Annotated in this window: 15 protein-coding genes; 5 read left to right on the forward strand and 10 right to left on the reverse strand. The window is 61.3% G+C overall.

Annotation, left to right across the window (positions count from 1 at the left end; translation table 11 throughout):
* Position 1 precedes the first annotated feature (1 nt).
* The 4 genes from lpoB to KVQ82_RS02035 all read right to left on the reverse strand — a co-directional run bounded on the left by lpoB (position 2) and on the right by KVQ82_RS02035 (position 4,016).
* On the reverse strand, positions 2-589 hold the full coding sequence (lpoB, locus tag KVQ82_RS02020; RefSeq protein WP_003229365.1) for a penicillin-binding protein activator LpoB: 588 nt from the start codon (positions 587-589) through the stop codon (positions 2-4).
* A gap of 36 nt (positions 590-625) precedes the next feature.
* Positions 626-1,000, reverse strand: coding sequence for a YcfL family protein (locus tag KVQ82_RS02025; RefSeq protein ID WP_198758798.1), 375 nt, complete (start codon positions 998-1,000; stop codon positions 626-628).
* Between the two features lie 15 nt (positions 1,001-1,015).
* Entirely contained in the window at positions 1,016-2,410 is a 1,395-nt protein-coding gene (locus KVQ82_RS02030) for a COG3014 family protein (protein ID WP_222017789.1), read from the reverse strand.
* Between the two features lie 214 nt (positions 2,411-2,624).
* Positions 2,625-4,016 (reverse strand): COG3014 family protein, encoded by a 1,392-nt coding sequence (locus KVQ82_RS02035; RefSeq protein ID WP_222017791.1) that lies wholly within the window; start codon positions 4,014-4,016, stop codon positions 2,625-2,627.
* 190 nt (positions 4,017-4,206) lie between these two features.
* Here KVQ82_RS02035 and KVQ82_RS02040 point away from each other — a divergent pair, with 190 nt between their 5' ends.
* Together KVQ82_RS02040 and KVQ82_RS02045 are read left to right on the forward strand one after the other, a co-directional pair.
* Positions 4,207-6,102 carry an FTR1 family protein gene (locus tag KVQ82_RS02040; RefSeq protein ID WP_222017793.1) on the forward strand — a complete coding sequence of 632 codons (1,896 nt, stop codon included), beginning with the start codon at positions 4,207-4,209 and terminating at the stop codon, positions 6,100-6,102.
* A gap of 108 nt (positions 6,103-6,210) precedes the next feature.
* Positions 6,211-6,666 (forward strand): YaiI/YqxD family protein, encoded by a 456-nt coding sequence (locus tag KVQ82_RS02045; RefSeq protein ID WP_047297238.1) that lies wholly within the window; start codon positions 6,211-6,213, stop codon positions 6,664-6,666.
* Between the two features lie 65 nt (positions 6,667-6,731).
* Here KVQ82_RS02045 and elbB read toward each other — a convergent pair whose 3' ends face one another.
* Entirely contained in the window at positions 6,732-7,400 is a 669-nt protein-coding gene (elbB, locus tag KVQ82_RS02050; RefSeq protein ID WP_222017794.1) for an isoprenoid biosynthesis glyoxalase ElbB, read from the reverse strand.
* A 114-nt stretch (positions 7,401-7,514) separates the two neighbouring features.
* Between elbB and KVQ82_RS02055 the strand changes: the two genes are divergently transcribed.
* Entirely contained in the window at positions 7,515-8,750 is a 1,236-nt protein-coding gene (locus KVQ82_RS02055) for a sterol desaturase family protein (protein ID WP_222017797.1), read from the forward strand.
* Here KVQ82_RS02055 and KVQ82_RS02060 read toward each other — a convergent pair.
* On the reverse strand, positions 8,731-9,381 hold the full coding sequence (locus KVQ82_RS02060; RefSeq protein ID WP_198758792.1) for a DedA family protein: 651 nt from the start codon (positions 9,379-9,381) through the stop codon (positions 8,731-8,733). The genes KVQ82_RS02055 and KVQ82_RS02060 overlap by 20 nt on opposite strands.
* Before the next feature lie 207 nt (positions 9,382-9,588).
* Here KVQ82_RS02060 and hemB point away from each other — a divergent pair, with 207 nt between their 5' ends.
* Together hemB and ppk1 are read left to right on the forward strand one after the other, a co-directional pair.
* Positions 9,589-10,602: a porphobilinogen synthase gene (gene hemB / locus KVQ82_RS02065; protein WP_041072033.1), complete on the forward strand. Its 1,014-nt coding sequence runs from the start codon at positions 9,589-9,591 to the stop codon at positions 10,600-10,602.
* A gap of 18 nt (positions 10,603-10,620) precedes the next feature.
* Entirely contained in the window at positions 10,621-12,846 is a 2,226-nt protein-coding gene (gene ppk1, locus KVQ82_RS02070; RefSeq protein WP_041072035.1) for a polyphosphate kinase 1, read from the forward strand.
* An 82-nt stretch (positions 12,847-12,928) separates the two neighbouring features.
* Here ppk1 and ppx read toward each other — a convergent pair whose 3' ends face one another.
* From ppx to KVQ82_RS02090, 4 genes are all read right to left on the reverse strand, one after another.
* A complete protein-coding gene (ppx, locus tag KVQ82_RS02075; RefSeq protein WP_096796121.1) occupies positions 12,929-14,431 on the reverse strand; it encodes an exopolyphosphatase in 1,503 nt (500 codons plus the stop codon).
* Positions 14,432-14,672: 241 nt separating this feature from the next.
* Positions 14,673-15,410 (reverse strand): amino acid ABC transporter ATP-binding protein, encoded by a 738-nt coding sequence (locus tag KVQ82_RS02080; protein ID WP_145593672.1) that lies wholly within the window; start codon positions 15,408-15,410, stop codon positions 14,673-14,675.
* Positions 15,397-16,047 (reverse strand): amino acid ABC transporter permease, encoded by a 651-nt coding sequence (locus tag KVQ82_RS02085; RefSeq protein ID WP_145593671.1) that lies wholly within the window; start codon positions 16,045-16,047, stop codon positions 15,397-15,399. Before KVQ82_RS02085 ends, KVQ82_RS02080 begins: the two co-directional genes overlap by 14 nt.
* Positions 16,044-16,712 (reverse strand): amino acid ABC transporter permease, encoded by a 669-nt coding sequence (locus KVQ82_RS02090; RefSeq protein ID WP_222017799.1) that lies wholly within the window; start codon positions 16,710-16,712, stop codon positions 16,044-16,046. Before KVQ82_RS02090 ends, KVQ82_RS02085 begins: the two co-directional genes overlap by 4 nt.
* Between the last annotated feature and the right edge of the window lie 7 nt (positions 16,713-16,719).

Consider the following 16,719-nt stretch of genomic DNA (forward strand, 5'->3'; position numbering starts at 1 on the left):
ATTAACGCTCCGTGGTTTTGCGGATCTCTTTTTCGTCCATCCACTCGGCCAGACCGCTTTCGACGTCGATCAGTTGCAGGCTGAATTTGTAGAAGACGTCCTTGTAGTCGCTGCTGCGCTTGACGATCGAGCTGATCGAGCCTTCCAGGCGGTACTTGGCGGCGATCATGTTGCCGGTCTTGGCCACGGTGCTCTTCTTGTACAGGCCGCTCTGGTTTTGCAGCTTGAGCTGATCGACCTGGCTCTGCATCGCGGTGTTGTCGCTGGCGAAGCGGGCGGTGCCGGATTTCATCAACTGAGTCTTGATGCTGGTGGTGATTTCGCGGGTATCGATGTACTCGCTGGTCTTGTTCTTCACGTCGTAGACCTGCACCACCGGGCGGCCCTGCAGAATGCCGGACTGGGCCAGGGAGCGGGTCATCGATTCGGCGATCATCTGCAGGTCGGTCGAACCGAATTCGTTGGTCACGGTTTCAACCGCTTTGGTGTCGCCGTAGCTGATGTTCTTGCTACCCAGGGTCGGCGAGGTGTTGGCGCAACCGGAGGCCAGCAGGGCGAGGACAGCGATCAGGGAAAAGCGTGCAAACATGGGAATGCTCTCTAATACAGGAATAGGTTGGCGGGCTTAAGGCGTCTTGAGTTCGAGACGGAAGTCCACGGCTTTCGGGGTCGGGGCGATGCCCTGAATGAAGCTGGTCTGAGCGCCGTACATCATCTGGCTTTTCCAGACTTCTTCCTCGGCGATCGGGAAACCTTCCGCACCGAGCCAGGCGAAGCGGTAGTAGAACGTCTTGTTGCTGTTGAGGGTGTTGGTCAACTGCACATTGACGGTCATGAAGCCGTTCTCACGGGCGACGCGCATGGCGCCGACCGCGATGTGTTTCTGCGGGCCCATGGCCACGACCTTGCTCGCGGCGCTGCCCGGCTCCGGTGGTGGCGGGGTGGCGCAGCCGCTGGCCAGCACGGCGAGAGCGGCAACGGCGAAGAGTTTCAAGCGCATGCAAAGACTCCGTTCTTAAGGTTGTTTGAGGCTGGCGACGTTGGTCGCGCCGGCGCTCGGGATGACATGGGCGGCGACGCCGCCGGCAAATACCTGATTGCCCACGGCACGCAGGCTGATCACTTGATAACGCTGATCGACGGTGACCTTGACCAGCGAACCGCCGACGGCGCTCGGCAGGCTGACTTGGTGCTCGCCTTTCTTCAAGCGCAGACGCACCACTTGGGTGTTGTCCGGCAGGGTGCGCCACGTACGGGTATCGGCACCTTCCAGCACGGCTGAAGAGATACCCACGGCCAGACCGGCCAGCGGATTGGTTTCGTTGATCTTCTTCTGCGCCACGCCTTTGGTGATTGCGCGCACGGTGGTGCGCACAATGATCCCCGGCATGTCATCGCGCAGGGCGCGGCGGGACATGGCGGTGGTGCTGTTGAGGGCCGTCAAGTTGACTTGCTGGCCATCGACACCGATCTGCGCGAACGGTGCGGTGGAGGTGTCCGGCTTGATGATCGGGAACGACAGTGGAGTGATCACCACATTGTTGGAGATCGGCAATGGCAGCGGCACGCGGATCGAATCGCGCGAAGGTGCCAGACCGCTTTGCACCACGATCAGGATATCGCTGTCGTCGGATTTGCTCGGCTTGTCGAGGTTGACCAGCGCCTGCTCCAGCAACGGGGTGTTCGGGCGCAGTTCCGCCGCCTTGCGGTAGCCCGGTGCAGCCAGGTCTTTCTCGCCCAGGGCTTCGTAGACGAAACCGGCCAGGTAATGGCTGAACGCACTCTGGTAGCTGTTTTTCAGGCTGACCACTTCCGGCGCGTCGAGGCTGGCGACCGGGTAGCCTTGCAGATCCTTGTACTGAGTCTTGATCCCTTCTTTTTCGGCCTCTTCCTCACTCTTGAGGTATTCCTTGTCGCGCAGGTCGGCGATCACCGCTTCACGTTCGTGGGTTTTCTTGATCGCGGTGCGGGCGCCATCGAAGTCGTTGACGGCCAGCAGGTTGAGGGCCATCTGGGTGGTCAGCATGACTTTCTCGTAGTCGTAACCTTCGTAGCGACGGACCTTGTCGTTGACGATGAAGCTGCCGAACTGGGCCAGGTATTTGCCGGAGTCGAGCTTGACCGAATCCTCCCACTGACCGACCACCTGGTCGGCGCTGGTCCAGGCGTTCTGGCTGCCGGACAGGTCACCCTTGGCGCGTAGCAACTCACCTTTCTCGAAGTAATAGAGCAGATCTTTGTCGGGGCCGGTGTTGTTCTTTTCCAGCAGGGTCAGCGCGGCGTCGACGTTGCCGGTGGCCAGTTGCTGGTTGGTCTGGGCCAGTTCCGAATCGTAGTTGCGAAACGCCGAACAGCCGGACAGCAGAGTGACAGCGCTGAGCGCGATCAAGGTGGGAGTGCGCAATGCCATGGGGGTACTTCTTCCCTGAGCTAGTAACTGCATCAGCCGCCGGTGCTGGTCGGGCTGGTGTGACCCATCGACAGTGGCGCTGGCCTCCTGCCAATTCCTCATAACCAGAGGAGCTTTTATGCCGCGTCGCTATAGCGAGGGCGCGGCATTATAAGCGGGCGATGGTGGCCATGTAATAGCTTTTTAATCGCACTTGTTAGTTTGGTGCCATTACTTATTTCAGGCTGGATACTCGATTTTCCAGCGAGGTGCGGGACTGAAAAGCGCTGCCGTTGGCGTAAATCTGTCCACCGAGCACGCGCAGGCCGATCATCTGCCGGTGCTGGTCGATACGGATCTTCAGCGGCGCCGTGGTATTCGACAGGCTGATCAGATGCTCGCCCTTTTTCAGGCGCAGGCGCACAACCTGCGTCAGGTCAGGCAGGGTGCGCCAGGTGCGGGTGTCAGCGTGTTCGAAATTGTCCCAGTGAGTCACGTAGGACGCCTTGCTCGGGTTGCGTCGATTGTCCGTGCCTTGAACATCTGCGGCGAGGAATGCCCGATAGGTCGTGCGCTGGATAATCCCGGGCATGTCGTCACGCAGCGTGCGCAAGGACATTTCGGTGATGCTGTTGACCGCGATCAGTTTCTTCTGGCGACCATCGATACTCACCTGACTGACCGGCGGGGTTGAGGTGTCCGGCACCATCACCGGAAACGAAATGTTGGCGACGATGACTTGCCCGTCTGCCAGCTTCACCGGGTACGGCACGCGTACTGAACTGCGGGCAGGTGCCAGCCCGCTTTGCACAATGATCAGCACGTCGCTTTCATCGGCCTTGAGTCCGGGGCTGTCGAGGTCGCGCAGTGCCTGTTGAAAAAAGGCTACGTCCGGACGCAGTTCAATGGCCTGACGATATCCGGGTGCGGCAAGATCCTTTTCACCCAGCGCTTCATAAGTGAAGCCCGCGAGATAGTGACTGAATGCACTTTGGTAACCGTTTTTCAGGGCAATCACCGCAGGCGATTCGAGCATTACCACCGGGTAGCCCTGCAGATCCCTGTAATGCACACGTGCGCCCTGGGCCTTGGCTGCTTCCTCGATTTTTTCGTATTCCAGCTCCCGTTGCCGAGCGATCAGCGCTTCGCGCTCGTGGGTTTTCTTGATGTCGGCGCGAGCGCCATCGAAGTCATTTAGCGCCAACTGATTGAGGGCCATTTGCGTGGTCAGCATGACCTTTTCATAGTCGTAGCCATCGTAGCGGCGCAGCTTGTCGTTGATGATGCTGCCCCAGTGATCGCCCATTGCTGCAAGCAACTTGTCACCAGTGGTCTGGATTGTGTCCTGGCGTTCGATAATCATCTGTTCGGCGCTGCGCCAGGTGGTCTGGCTTTGCGCAAAATCGCCGCCGGCACTCAGTACGGCGCCTTTTTCGAAGTAGTAGAGCAGGTCTTTTTCCGGGTCCGGATTGTTCGCTTCGATCACCGACAGGGCACCTTCGATGTTGCCGTTTTTGAGCGGGGCGGTGGTCTGTTGCAGTTCCAGATCGTAATTGCGATACGCACCGCAACCGTTCAACTGCACAACGGTGGCGATCAACAGGGGTAGCAGCAAGCTATGGCGCATGAAGAGGGTTCGTCCTTGAGCGGCAAATGCAATGAGGTGGCGCAGTATAGAGTGCGGTAGTGGCTAAGTGATTCGTCCGTTTTCTCAGGTTCATGGCACCCGTCCCAGGTGGCGTACGTCGACAACGCTTGAGTGAAAAGCGTTCGAAGTGAACAATATGTAACTTCGCATTTCCATTTGAGACTCATTCATGACTGCCGCGTCCCGATTTCTGGCCTGGCTGGTGTTCCCGTTGTGCGCCCTGAGCAGCTTCAACCTGCTGGCCGACACGGTGGAAGGCGCCCCGCAAGCGTTGCACCTGCTCGATTACATCAGCGCCGACTACCCGCCGACGGTCGAGGCGGGCAAAGTTGTCGATGACGGCGAATACCGCGAGCAGCTGGAATTCACCCAAGTGCTGCAAGGACTGATCAGCGGTCTGCCGGCCAAACCGGAGAAGGCTGCGCTGGAGCAGGGCGTCGCGGCTCTGCATGCGGCAATCACGGCGAAGCAGGACGGTGCCGACGTCGCCCGTCAGGCCCGGCAACTGGGGGCGAAACTGGCGGTGGCGTATGAGGTCAGCCAGGCGCCGATCATCACGCCGGATCCGACCCGTGGCGCGCCGCTGTATGCGCAAAACTGCTCGGTTTGTCACGGTGCCAACGGAGCCGGTGACGGTCCGGCGGGCCTCGGCATGGCGCCGCCACCGGCCAACCTGCGCGATGCCGCGCGGATGGATCATCTGAGCCTGTACGCGATCTACAGCACCCTCGGCCAAGGTGTCGAAGGCACCGACATGCCGGCGTTCGCCGATCAACTGGACGACCGTCAGCGCTGGGATCTGGCGACCTACATCGCCGGCTTCAGTGCCGACCCGGCCGCCGCCAAGTCCGACAAGACCTTCAATATCGCTGATCTGGCACGCCAGACGCCGGCCGAGGTACAGGCCGCCGAAGGTGCGCCAGTCGCCGCGACCTTCCGTGCCCAGCGCGCGCAGCCACCACAGGTCAAACGCGGCCCGGCGCAATTGCTCGACTACACCGCCGCGACGCTGGACAAAAGCCTGGCGGCATACCGCGCCGGTGATCGTGATCAGGCCTATGACTTGTCGGTGGCGGCGTATCTGGAAGGTTTCGAACTGGTCGAAAGTTCGCTGGATAACGTCGACGCCAACGTACGCAAGGACACCGAAAAATCGCTGATGGCCTACCGTCAGTCGTTGCAGGATGGTCTGCCGGTGGCGCAGGCCGAAGAGCGCCTGGACGCGGCCAAGGGCAAGCTCAAAGCGTCTGCCGAACTGCTTGGCAGCGATGGCCTGAGCTGGTCGCTGAGCTACATCTCCGGTCTGCTGATTCTGCTGCGCGAAGGCCTCGAAGCGATTCTGGTGCTGGCGGCGATCCTCGCGTTCCTGCGCAATACCGGCCAGCAATCGGCGGTGCGCAGCGTCAACGTCGGCTGGGGCCTGGCGCTGCTCGCCGGTCTGGGTACCTGGGCGCTGGCGGCGTATGTGATCGACGTCAGCGGCTCGCAGCGTGAATTGCTCGAAGGCGCGACGGCGCTGTTCGCCAGCGTCATGGTGCTGTGGCTCGGCGTGTGGATGCACGACCGGCGGCACGCCGCGGCCTGGCAGGATTACATCAAGCAGAGTCTGGTGGGCGGCGGCGGGCGCTTTGGTTTTGCGATCCTCGCGTTCTTCTCGGTGTACCGCGAGCTGTTCGAAGTGATCCTGTTCTACGAAACCCTGTGGCTGCAGGCCGGCCCCGCCGGGCATGATGCGGTGCTGGCCGGTGGTGCGACGGCGCTGGTGCTGCTGATCGGTCTGGCCTGGGTGATCCTGCGTGGCTCGGCGAAACTGCCGCTGGCGCTGTTCTTCAGCATCAACGCCGGTCTGCTCTGCGCGTTGTCGGTGGTGTTCGCCGGGCATGGCGTGAAGGCGTTGCAGGAAGCCGGGATCTTCGGCACGCGACCGGTGGCGTTCTTCGATTTCGACTGGCTGGGGATTCATGCCGACGCTTATTCGCTATCGGCGCAGGCCGTGGCGATTCTGGCGATTGTCGTGTTGTATGGGCGCAGCCGGATGGTTGAGAAGAAGCGGGTGATTGCTTAAGAGCATTCGCTGCGCTCACATTCGCGGGCAAGCCACGCTCCCACAGGTTTAGCGTTAACCTTGTGGGAGCGCGGCTTGCCCGCGATGCTTTTAGAAGAGGAAAAAATGATGCGCGTATGGATCGATGCCGACGCCTGCCCGCGGGCCGCCAAGGAGCTGGTGGTGAAGTTCGCCCTCAAGCGCCGGTTCGAAGTGGTGCTGGTGGCGGGGCAACCGCAGATCAAACCGGGGCTGGCGATCGTCAAGCTGATCGTGGTGCCCAGCGGCCCGGATGCGGCGGACGATTATCTGGTCGAGCACGCGGTGCCCGGAGAGCTGGTGATCTGCAGCGATATTCCGCTGGCCGATCGCCTGGTGAAGAAAGGTGTAGCGGCGCTTGACCCGCGCGGCAAGGAGTTCGACGCGCAGAACATGGGCGAGCGCCTGGCCGTACGCAACCTGTTTACCGACCTGCGTGAGCAGGGTCAGATCAGCGGCGGCCCGGCGCCGTTCGGCGAGCGTGAGAAACAGGCGTTTGCCAATGCGCTGGACCGGATTCTCACCCGCCTTGCACGTCAGTCCTGATTCAACCGTATTCCTGTGGTGAGGGGATAAATCCCCTCACCACAAAAACCTTCAGAAAGGTCGTGTCAGGCATCGTTCTCGTGGGTTAGTTCGAGCACCCGGTCGACCAGCTTGTTGATCCCCGAAGCCGCTTCACTGATGTTCTGCGCCAGCATGTAGGCCGGGGTCGTTACCAGTTTGCGAGCCTTGTCTTCGATGATGTCAGTCACCGCGCAGTCTTCGTGGCTGGCGCCCATCTTGGTCATCGCGGTGGCGGTATCGGCATCGTTGCCGATGGTGCAGGTTACGCCCGGGCCGTAGATTTTCGCCGCCAGTGCCGGCGAGATGCACATCAGGCCCACCGGTTTGCCCGCTTCGGCAAAGGCTTCAGCCAAGGCCAGCACCTCAGGCTGCACCGTGCAGCCGGCACCTTCGACGGCGAAGTTCGAGAGGTTCTTCGCGGCGCCAAAGCCGCCGGGCACGATCAGCGCGTCGAAGTCTTCGACGTCGGCCTCACGGATGTCCTTGATGTTGCCGCGGGCAATGCGCGCCGACTCCACCAGCACGTTGCGCGTCTCGGGCATTTCTTCACCGGTCAGGTGATTGATCACATGCAATTGCGCGATGTTCGGCGCGAAGCATTGCACCTGTGCGCCGCGTTGATCCAGGCGCAGCAGGGTGATGACGCTTTCATGGATTTCGGCGCCGTCGTACACGCCGCTGCCGGACAGGATCACTGCAACTTTTTTGCTCATGGGTTTCTCTCCAGATTCATGGCGCTAAATGTCCACTAAATTGTCGTACGTTGCCATAGGGGAAAAGGGCGGCTAGACCTAGGATCTGTCGATAGAATCCGACCGGGGCGCGCCATGGACTTCATTCTGTATGCAGTGCCATTTTTCTTCGTGCTGATTGCCGCCGAACTGCTTGCCGATCGCTGGCGCGGGACCCGACACTATCGCCTCGCCGACTCGGTCAACAGCCTCAGCGCCGGGGTGTTGTCGACCACCACCGGCCTGCTGACCAAAGGCCTGGGGCTGGTGACCTATGCGTTTGCCCTGGAACACCTGGCGTTGCTCAGGTTGCCGGCAGACCGTCTCTGGGTCTGGGTGCTGGCCTTTGTCTTCTATGACTTCTGCTATTACTGGCTGCATCGCCTGGGCCACGAGCGCAACATTCTTTGGGCCGCGCATTCGGTGCATCACCAGAGCGAGGAATACAACCTCTCCACGGCGTTGCGCCAGACCAGTACCGGATTTGTGCTGGGCTGGATCTTCTACCTGCCGATGGCCGTGCTTGGCGTGCCGCTGCTGGTGTTCGTCAGCGTCGCGGCGATGAATCTGCTGTATCAGTTCTGGGTTCACACCCGGCACATTCCCAAGCTCGGCGGGTTCGAGTGGTTCTTCGTCACGCCATCCAATCATCGGGCCCACCATGCACAGAACGCTCTCTACATGGATCGCAACTACGGCGGGGTGTTCATTCTTTGGGATCGGTTGTTCGGTACGTTTCAGGAAGAGGACGACAACGAGCCGGTGATTTTCGGTGTGACCACGCCGCTGGCGAGCTGGAATCCGCTGTGGGCCAATATGCAGTTCTATGTGCAGTTGTGGGACGACGCACGCCGCACCCATAGCCTTTGGGACAAGCTGCGGATCTGGTTCATGCGCACCGGCTGGCGTCCGGCGGATGTGGCGGCGAAGTACCCGCTGACCAAACCCGACTTGAGCCGCTTCCGCAAGTACGAGGTGCCACTCGACAGCCGTCGCCAGTGGTATGTGGCGCTGCAGTTCTGCGTCTATATCGCGCTGGGCAGTGACCTGATGGGGCAGGCGCAACATCTGTCGACCGCCGCGCTGCTACTGGGGTGGGGTGTAGTGGCGTGGGGTTTGTTCGCGCTGGGGGTGATGCTGGAGAATCGCCCGTGGGCACTGAAGGTCGAGCTGCTGCGGCTGGGGTCGAATGTGCCGCTGGTGTGGCTGGCGCCGCTGCTCGGGCTATGGCCAGCCAGCCCGTTGGCCTGGGCTGGTCTGCTCGGTTACAGCCTGCTCAGTGGCATCGGGCTGTATGGCTGTCGCCAGCGTGTTACTCGGCTGGCGTCTTAGGCTCGGCGGGTTTGGTGTGTTCTGCCTGAAGCAGGCGCGCGGCTTTTGCGGCTTGTTCATCGGCGTAAACCTGCTTGGCCAGGCGCGCATTCTTGAAGCGGCGACGCAGCCACAGACCAACGCCAAGAATCAGCAGCGCGCCGAGCACCCACAACTCGTACTTCTTGATGCTGCCGAGCATGCCTTCGAGCACCGCGCCGAAGTGGTAGGCGGCGGCCGCCAGAGCGGTGGCCCAGATCGCTGCGCCGATGCCGTTCAGCAGCAGATAACGTCCTGGCGGATAACCCGACAGGCCGATCGCCACCGGCATCACCGTGCGCAGGCCGTAAACGAAGCGGAAGCTCAGGACCCAGATGTCCGGATGCTTGCGGATATGTTCCAGCGCCCGGTCGCCCATCATCTGCCAACGCGGCTTGCGCGCGAGCAATTTGCGCCCGTGCTTGCGCCCCAGGAAGTACCACAGCTGATCGCCGGCATAGCTGCCGAAGAACGCCACGACCACCACCAGGTTGATGTCCATGTATCCACGGAACGCGAGGAAGCCTGCGAGTACCAGAATGGTTTCGCCTTCGAAGAACGTGCCGAGAAACAGGGCAAAGTAGCCGAAGTCATGCAGAAATTGTTGGAGCATTGTCTGGGTGCTGGCGAAATGAACGCGCAGCCTAACCCTTCGGACACATTCAGGAAAGTGTCGAAATGTGTCTCGACGTGAACAATTCCTACGCTAACAATGGAATGCGGCTACATGTCACGGGGTACGCACAACTGTAATCTGTTCGTCATAATGGCCGTCTATAACTGTCACGCTTGCCCGTTTGCGCGGGCTCAGGAGTCTGCCGTGAGCTTTACCCCTGCCAACCGTTTGTTCCCCGCTACCCGTTTGCGCCGCAACCGTCGCGATGATTTTTCGCGTCGACTGGTGCGGGAAAACGTGCTGACGGTCGATGACCTGATCCTGCCGGTGTTCGTGCTTGACGGTGAGAACCGTCGCGAAGCCGTGGCCTCGATGCCCGGCGTCGAGCGCCTGACCATCGATCTGCTGTTGGAAGAAGCGGCGAAATGGGTCGAACTGGGCATTCCGGCGCTGGCGCTGTTCCCGGTTACGCCTGTCGAATTGAAATCCCTCGACGCCGCCGAAGCCTGGAACCCGCAGGGCATTGCCCAGCGCGCCACTCGTGCGTTGCGTGAGCGGTTTCCCGAGCTGGGAGTGATCACTGACGTCGCCCTCGATCCGTTCACCACCCATGGGCAGGACGGCATTCTCGACGAAGAAGGCTACGTGCAGAACGACATCACCGTCGACGCACTGGTCAAGCAGGCGCTGTCCCACGCCGAAGCCGGCGCTCAGGTCGTGGCACCGTCAGACATGATGGACGGTCGGATTCAGGCGATCCGCGAAGCGCTGGAGATCGCCGGCCACGTCAATGTGCGGATCATGGCCTACTCGGCCAAGTACGCCAGCGCCTATTACGGGCCGTTCCGCGATGCCGTGGGTTCGGCAGCGAATCTGGGCAAGGCCAACAAAGCCTCGTATCAGATGGACCCGGCCAACAGCGATGAAGCGTTGCACGAAGTCGGCGCGGACTTGTCTGAAGGCGCGGACATGGTCATGGTCAAACCCGGCATGCCGTACCTGGACATTCTTTTCCGGGTAAAAGATGCCTTCAAAGTGCCGACCTTCGTCTATCAGGTTAGCGGCGAATACGCCATGCACATGGCGGCGATCCAGAATGGCTGGTTGAGCGAGGCGGTGATTCTCGAGTCACTGACCGCCTTTAAACGTGCCGGCGCTGATGGCATCCTGACTTACTTTGCTGTCCGCGCCGCTCAATTGTTACGAGAGCAGAAATAGCCCTCCCAGGAACATTCGATGAATACCGAAGGACTCACTGAAGTTGCAGTAAAAGAAGCTCAACCGGTGGTGGAGCAAATCACCGAAACCCCGCCGGAACTCGAACCTGCGCCGCCCGCGCCGGTCACCGAAGCCGTCGCGGCGGCGCCAGTGATTGCGATCCCGGGCCTGGATGACAGCAGCCTGTATATCCATCGCGAGCTCTCGCAACTGCAGTTCAACATCCGCGTGCTGGAGCAGGCGCTGGACGAGTCCTATCCGTTGCTGGAGCGGCTGAAGTTTCTGCTGATCTTCTCCAGCAACCTCGACGAGTTCTTCGAAATCCGCGTCGCCGGCCTGAAGAAGCAGATCACCTTCGCCCGGGAACAGGCCGGTGCCGATGGTCTGCAACCGCATCAGGCGCTGGCGCGGATCAGCGAGCTGGTGCACGGTCACGTTGATCGCCAGTACGCGATCCTCAACGACATCCTGCTGCCGGAGCTGGAAAAGCATCAGGTGCGCTTCATCCGTCGCCGTCACTGGACGACCAAGATCAAGACTTGGGTGCGCCGCTACTTCCGCGACGAGATCGCACCGATCATCACCCCGATCGGCCTCGACCCGACGCACCCGTTCCCGTTGCTGGTGAACAAGAGCCTGAACTTCATCGTCGAACTGGAAGGCATCGACGCCTTCGGTCGCGATTCCGGTCTGGCGATCATTCCGGCACCGCGCCTGCTGCCTCGGATCATCAAGGTTCCGGAAGAAGTCGGCGGCCCGGGCGACAACTATGTGTTCCTGTCGTCGATGATCCACGCCCACGCCGATGACCTGTTCCAGGGCATGAAGGTGAAGGGCTGCTACCAGTTCCGCCTGACCCGAAACGCCGACCTGGCGCTCGACTCCGAAGACGTCGAAGACCTTGCGCGCGCCCTGCGTGGTGAGCTGTTCTCGCGGCGCTACGGTGATGCGGTGCGTCTGGAAGTCGCCGACACCTGCCCGAAACACCTCTCGGACTACCTGCTCAAACAGTTCAACCTGAGCGAAACCGAGCTGTATCAGGTCAACGGCCCGGTCAACCTGACCCGCCTGTTCAGCATCACCGGTCTGGACAGCCACCCGGAGCTGCAATACACGCCGTTCACCCCGCAGATCCCGAAACTGCTGCAGAACAGCGAGAACATTTTCAGTGTCGTCAGTAAGCAGGACATCCTGCTGCTGCACCCGTTCGAGTCGTTTACCCCGGTGGTCGACCTGCTGCGCCAGGCGGCGAAAGACCCGCATGTATTGGCTGTGCGCCAGACCCTGTACCGCTCCGGCGCCAACTCGGAAATCGTCGATGCGCTGGTGGACGCCGCGCGCAACGGCAAGGAAGTGACGGCGGTCATCGAACTGCGTGCGCGCTTCGACGAAGAGTCCAACCTGCAACTGGCCAGCCGTCTGCAAGCGGCCGGTGCGGTGGTGATTTACGGCGTGGTCGGCTTCAAGACCCACGCCAAGATGATGCTGATCCTGCGTCGCGAGGCCGGCGAGATCGTGCGTTACGCGCACCTCGGCACCGGTAACTACCACGCCGGCAACGCCCGTTTGTACACCGATTACAGCCTGCTGACTTCCGACGATGCCCTGTGCGAAGACGTCGGCAAACTGTTCAGCCAGTTGATCGGCATGGGCAAGACGCTGCGCATGAAGAAGCTGCTGCATGCGCCGTTCACCCTGAAAAAGGGCATGCTCGACATGATTGCCCGGGAAACCCAGTTCGCCGTTGAAGGCAAGCCGGCGCACATCATCGCCAAGTTCAACTCGCTGACCGATCCGAAGATCATCCGCGCACTGTACAAGGCCAGTCAGTCCGGCGTGCGCATCGATCTGGTGGTGCGCGGGATGTGCTGCCTGCGTCCGGGCATTGCCGGGGTTTCGCACAATATCCATGTGCGCTCGATCATCGGTCGCTTCCTTGAACACACCCGAGTGTTCTACTTCCTCAACGGCGGCGAGGAGCAGATGTTCCTCTCCAGTGCCGACTGGATGGAGCGCAACCTCGACAAGCGCGTCGAGACTTGCTTCCCGGTGGAAGGCAAGAAGCTGCTGACTCGCGTCAAGAAAGAGCTGGAGCTGTACCTGACCGACAACACCCACAGCTGGAGCCTGCAGTCGGATGGCCGTTACATCCGTAACACGCCAACCGGCAACCAGAACCCGCGCAGCGCGCAGGCGACGTTGCTGGAACGCCTGGGCAGCCCGATTTTGCCGGTGAGCAGCTAAGCCTCGGTTTCAGGCGAAATAAAAAGGCGATCCTTCGGGATCGCCTTTTTTGTACGCCAAACACCGACCTGTGTAGGAGCTGTCAATGGACGGTTAGGACAATGCCCACCCGGGTCAGCCAGTCGGCCTCAAGGCCAAAGTCAGCCTGAGTCAGCTGGTTCTCATCCAGCCAGTTTTCCGGGAATTCCACGTCGAGGTTGTTGCCTTTGGCATGCAGCACCACTTGCGGCATCGCCTGGGTGCCACGGATGTGGTGGAACAGGATCGCGAAGCGCAGCAGCACGCACAGGCGGATCAGCTTGTCGCCGTCGTCACCGAATTCGGCGAACTTGTCCTTGGGAATGTTGCGGCGGTGGCCGCGCACCAGCAGGGCGAGCATTTGCTGGTCTTCGCGGGAGAACCCGGCAAGGTCCGAGTGTTCGATCAGGTAGGCGCCGTGCTTGTGGTAGTGGTAGTGCGCGATGTCGAGGCCGACTTCGTGGACTTTCGCCGCCCAACCGAGCAGTTCGCGCCAGATACCGTCATCCAGCTCCCAGTCCGCAGCGACCTGATCAAAGGCGTGCAGCGCTTTGCGTTCAACGCGCGCCGCTTGTTCCAGATCGACGTGATAGCGCTCCATCAACGAGGTCAGGGTGCGTTCGCGCACGTCTTCGTGGTGATGGCGGCCGAGCAGGTCGTAGAGCACGCCTTCACGCAGTGCGCCTTCGCAGTGATCCATGCGTTGCAGTTCGAGGGCGTCGAAGATCGCTTCGAGAATCGCCAGACCTGCGGGGAAGATCGCCCGGCGGTCAGGTTTGATGCCTTCGAAATCGATCTTGTCGACGTCACCCAGTTTGAACAGGCGACGCTTGAGCCAGGCCAGGCCTTCGGCATTCACTTCGCCGGTGCCATGCCCGCCGGCCTTCAGCGCCAGGCCGATGGCGCGGATGGTGCCCGAGGAGCCGATGGCTTCATCCCAGGTCAGGCGGTGCAGGGCGTGTTCGATGCTCATGATCTCCAGCCGCGCCGCCGTGTACGCCTGAGCGTAACGAGCCGGGGTGATCTTACCGTCCTTGAAGTAGCGCTGGGTGAAGCTGACGCAGCCCATTTGCAGGCTTTCGCGCAGCAGCGGTTCAAACCGCTGCCCGATGATGAATTCGGTACTGCCGCCGCCGATGTCGGCCACCAGACGCTTGCCCGGGGTGTCGGCGAGGGTGTGTGACACGCCCAGATAAATCAGCCGCGCTTCTTCACGGCCGGAGATGACTTCCACCGGGTGACCGAGGATTTCTTCGGCGCGGTGAATGAATTCCAGGCGATTGCGCGCTTCGCGCAGGGCGTTGGTGCCAACGATCCGCACAGCGCCCAGCGGCATGCCGTTGATCAGTTGGGCAAAACGCTTGAGGCAATCGAGCCCGCGCTGCATCGATTCTTCATTGAGATGGCGCTCGTCGTCGATGCCGGCGGCAAGCTGCACTTTCTCCCCGAGGCGCTCCAGAATGCGGATTTCACCGTTCTGGGCCTTGGCCACGACCATGTGGAAGCTGTTGGAGCCCAGGTCGATTGCGGCGATCAGGGACAGATTCTTGGCTTTGGATTGCGGCATGGTCAGGGGGTCTCGGTCGATAACCCCGCCATCGTGCCACGATCAAACGCTGGCGCCAACGCGCATGGTTCAAACCCTTGATCCAACACAGCTTCTGTGGCGAGGGAGCTTGCTCCCGCTGGGCTGCGAAGCGGCCCCTAAGCCATTCACCTTGATATTCAGGTAAATCGCGGTCGGCGGGTTTCACGACTGCTGCGCAGCCGAGTGGGAGCAAGCTCCCTCGCCACAGGAGCGTGCCGGCTCAGTTGGCGGCTTCAACGGTGCCAATGAAATTCGCCAGCTCCGCCGTCTGCGGATGGGCAAACAACACCTTCGGATCCCCCACTTCATGCACCTTGCCATGGTGCATGAACACCAGTTTGTCGCCGACCTCCCGGGCGAAACGCATTTCGTGGGTGACCATGATCAGCGTCATGCCTTCTTTCGCCAGTTGGCGCACCACGGCCAGCACTTCATTGACCAGTTCCGGGTCCAGCGCCGAGGTGATCTCGTCGCACAGCAACACTTTCGGCGACATCGCCAAGGCCCGGGCAATTGCCACGCGCTGTTGCTGCCCGCCAGACAACCGATCCGGAAACGCATCGAACTTCTCTCCCAGGCCGACGCGTTCGAGCATCTTGCGCGCCAGTTCGGCCGCCCTGGCCTTCGGTACTTTCTGCACCACTTGCGGCGCGAGCATCACGTTTTCGCCCACGGTCAGGTGCGGGAACAGGTTGAACTGCTGGAACACCATGCCGACTTTCTGCCGCAGGCTGCGCAGGTCGGCGCGGGCGGCGTCGAGGTACTCGCCGTCGACTTCGATTACCCCGTCATTGATCGACTCCAGGCCATTGAGGGTGCGCAGCAGGGTCGATTTGCCCGAGCCGCTGCGGCCGATGATCGCCACCACCTGGCCTTCCTCGACGCTCAGGTCGATGCCTTTGAGCACGTGGTGATCACCGTAGTATTTATGCAGGGCGGAAATTCTAAGCAGAGGCATGCAGTCTCCTTTCCAGGTAGCGCGCACTGAGCGACAAGGGGTAGCAGAGCAGGAAGTAGCCGAGGGCAACGAGGCCGTAGACCATGAACGGTTCGAAGGTGGCGTTGGCGAGCATGCCGCCGGTCTTGGTCAGCTCGGTGAAACCGATGATCGAGGTCACCGCCGTGCCCTTGACCACCTGCACCGAGAAGCCCACGGTCGGCGCCACCGCGATGCGCAGCGCCTGCGGCAGGATCACGTAGCGCAACTGCTCCAGCGGATTCAGCGCCAGGCTCGATGACGCTTCCCACTGACCGTGAGGGATCGCTTCGACGCAACCGCGCCAGATCTCCGCCAGATAGGCGCTGGTAAACAGCGTGAGGGCAATCGCCGCGGCCATCCACGGCGAGATTTCGACCCCGGCCAGCGCCACGCCGAAGAACACCAGAAACAGCTGCATCAGCAGCGGTGTGCCCTGGAACAGTTCGATCCAGGTGCGGGCGATATTGCTCGGTAACGGGTTTTTCGAGATGCGCATGACCAGAATCAGCAAGCCGACGATCCCGCCACCAATGAACGCCACCAGCGACAGCGCCAGCGTCCACTGCAGGCCGGTGAGCAGGTTGCGCAGGATGTCCCAGAAGGTGAAGTCGCTCATTGGCTGCTCCTCGCGATATAGCGGCGGCCGATCCAGTTCAGCAACTGGCGGATCAGCAGCGCCATGCACAGGTAGATCAGCGTGGTCAGCGCATAGGTTTCAAAGGCGCGGAAGTTGCGCGACTGAATGAAGTTGGCAGCGAAGCTCAGCTCCTCAGTGGCGATCTGCGAACACACCGCCGAGCCGAGCATGACGATGATGATCTGGCTACTCAGTGCCGGCCAGACCTTGCCCAGCGCCGGCAGTAGGACCACGTGGCGGAATGCTTCGAAACGGCTCATCGCCAGTGCGGCGGCGGCTTCCAGTTGCCCGCGCGGAATCGCCTGAATGCCCGCGCGGATGATCTCGGTCGAGTACGCGCCGAGGTTGATCACCATCGCCAGCACCGCTGCCTGCCACTCGGAAATCTGCACCCCAAGCGACGGCAGGCCGAAAAAGATGAAGAACAACTGCACCAGAAATGGCGTGTTGCGGATCAACTCGACGTAGACGCCGAAGAGTGCCGAGAACGGGCGAATGTTCCACGCCCGCACCAGCGCGCCGACGATGCCGACGCCGACGCCGAGCACTGCGCCAATGGCCGTCAGTTCCAGGGTGAACAGAGCGCCGCGCAGCAGCAGGTCGGTGTTTTGCACCACCGGCATGAAATCGAACTGATAAGCCATCAATTGT

Origin of the sequence: Pseudomonas sp. AO-1 (assembly GCF_019775695.1) — a bacterium.
GTDB classification, from domain to species: Bacteria; Pseudomonadota; Gammaproteobacteria; order Pseudomonadales; family Pseudomonadaceae; genus Aquipseudomonas; species Aquipseudomonas parakoreensis.

Bases quoted from the DNA above. Each gene is read 5' to 3' on its own strand.
- KVQ82_RS02045 (WP_047297238.1), top strand. From the start codon at position 6,211: ATGCGCGTATGGATCGATGCCGACGCCTGCCCGCGGGCCGCCAAGGAG.
- KVQ82_RS02040 (WP_222017793.1), top strand. From the start codon at position 4,207: ATGACTGCCGCGTCCCGATTTCTGGCCTGGCTGGTGTTCCCGTTGTGC.
- ppx (WP_096796121.1), bottom strand. From the start codon at position 14,431: ATGCCGCAATCCAAAGCCAAGAATCTGTCCCTGATCGCCGCAATCGAC.
- KVQ82_RS02055 (WP_222017797.1), top strand. From the start codon at position 7,515: ATGGACTTCATTCTGTATGCAGTGCCATTTTTCTTCGTGCTGATTGCC.
- KVQ82_RS02080 (WP_145593672.1), bottom strand. From the start codon at position 15,410: ATGCCTCTGCTTAGAATTTCCGCCCTGCATAAATACTACGGTGATCAC.
- KVQ82_RS02090 (WP_222017799.1), bottom strand. From the start codon at position 16,712: ATGGCTTATCAGTTCGATTTCATGCCGGTGGTGCAAAACACCGACCTG.
- KVQ82_RS02030 (WP_222017789.1), bottom strand. From the start codon at position 2,410: ATGGCATTGCGCACTCCCACCTTGATCGCGCTCAGCGCTGTCACTCTG.
- ppk1 (WP_041072035.1), top strand. From the start codon at position 10,621: ATGAATACCGAAGGACTCACTGAAGTTGCAGTAAAAGAAGCTCAACCG.
- KVQ82_RS02085 (WP_145593671.1), bottom strand. From the start codon at position 16,047: ATGAGCGACTTCACCTTCTGGGACATCCTGCGCAACCTGCTCACCGGC.
- KVQ82_RS02035 (WP_222017791.1), bottom strand. From the start codon at position 4,016: ATGCGCCATAGCTTGCTGCTACCCCTGTTGATCGCCACCGTTGTGCAG.
- KVQ82_RS02060 (WP_198758792.1), bottom strand. From the start codon at position 9,381: ATGCTCCAACAATTTCTGCATGACTTCGGCTACTTTGCCCTGTTTCTC.
- KVQ82_RS02025 (WP_198758798.1), bottom strand. From the start codon at position 1,000: ATGCGCTTGAAACTCTTCGCCGTTGCCGCTCTCGCCGTGCTGGCCAGC.
- elbB (WP_222017794.1), bottom strand. From the start codon at position 7,400: ATGAGCAAAAAAGTTGCAGTGATCCTGTCCGGCAGCGGCGTGTACGAC.
- lpoB (WP_003229365.1), bottom strand. From the start codon at position 589: ATGTTTGCACGCTTTTCCCTGATCGCTGTCCTCGCCCTGCTGGCCTCC.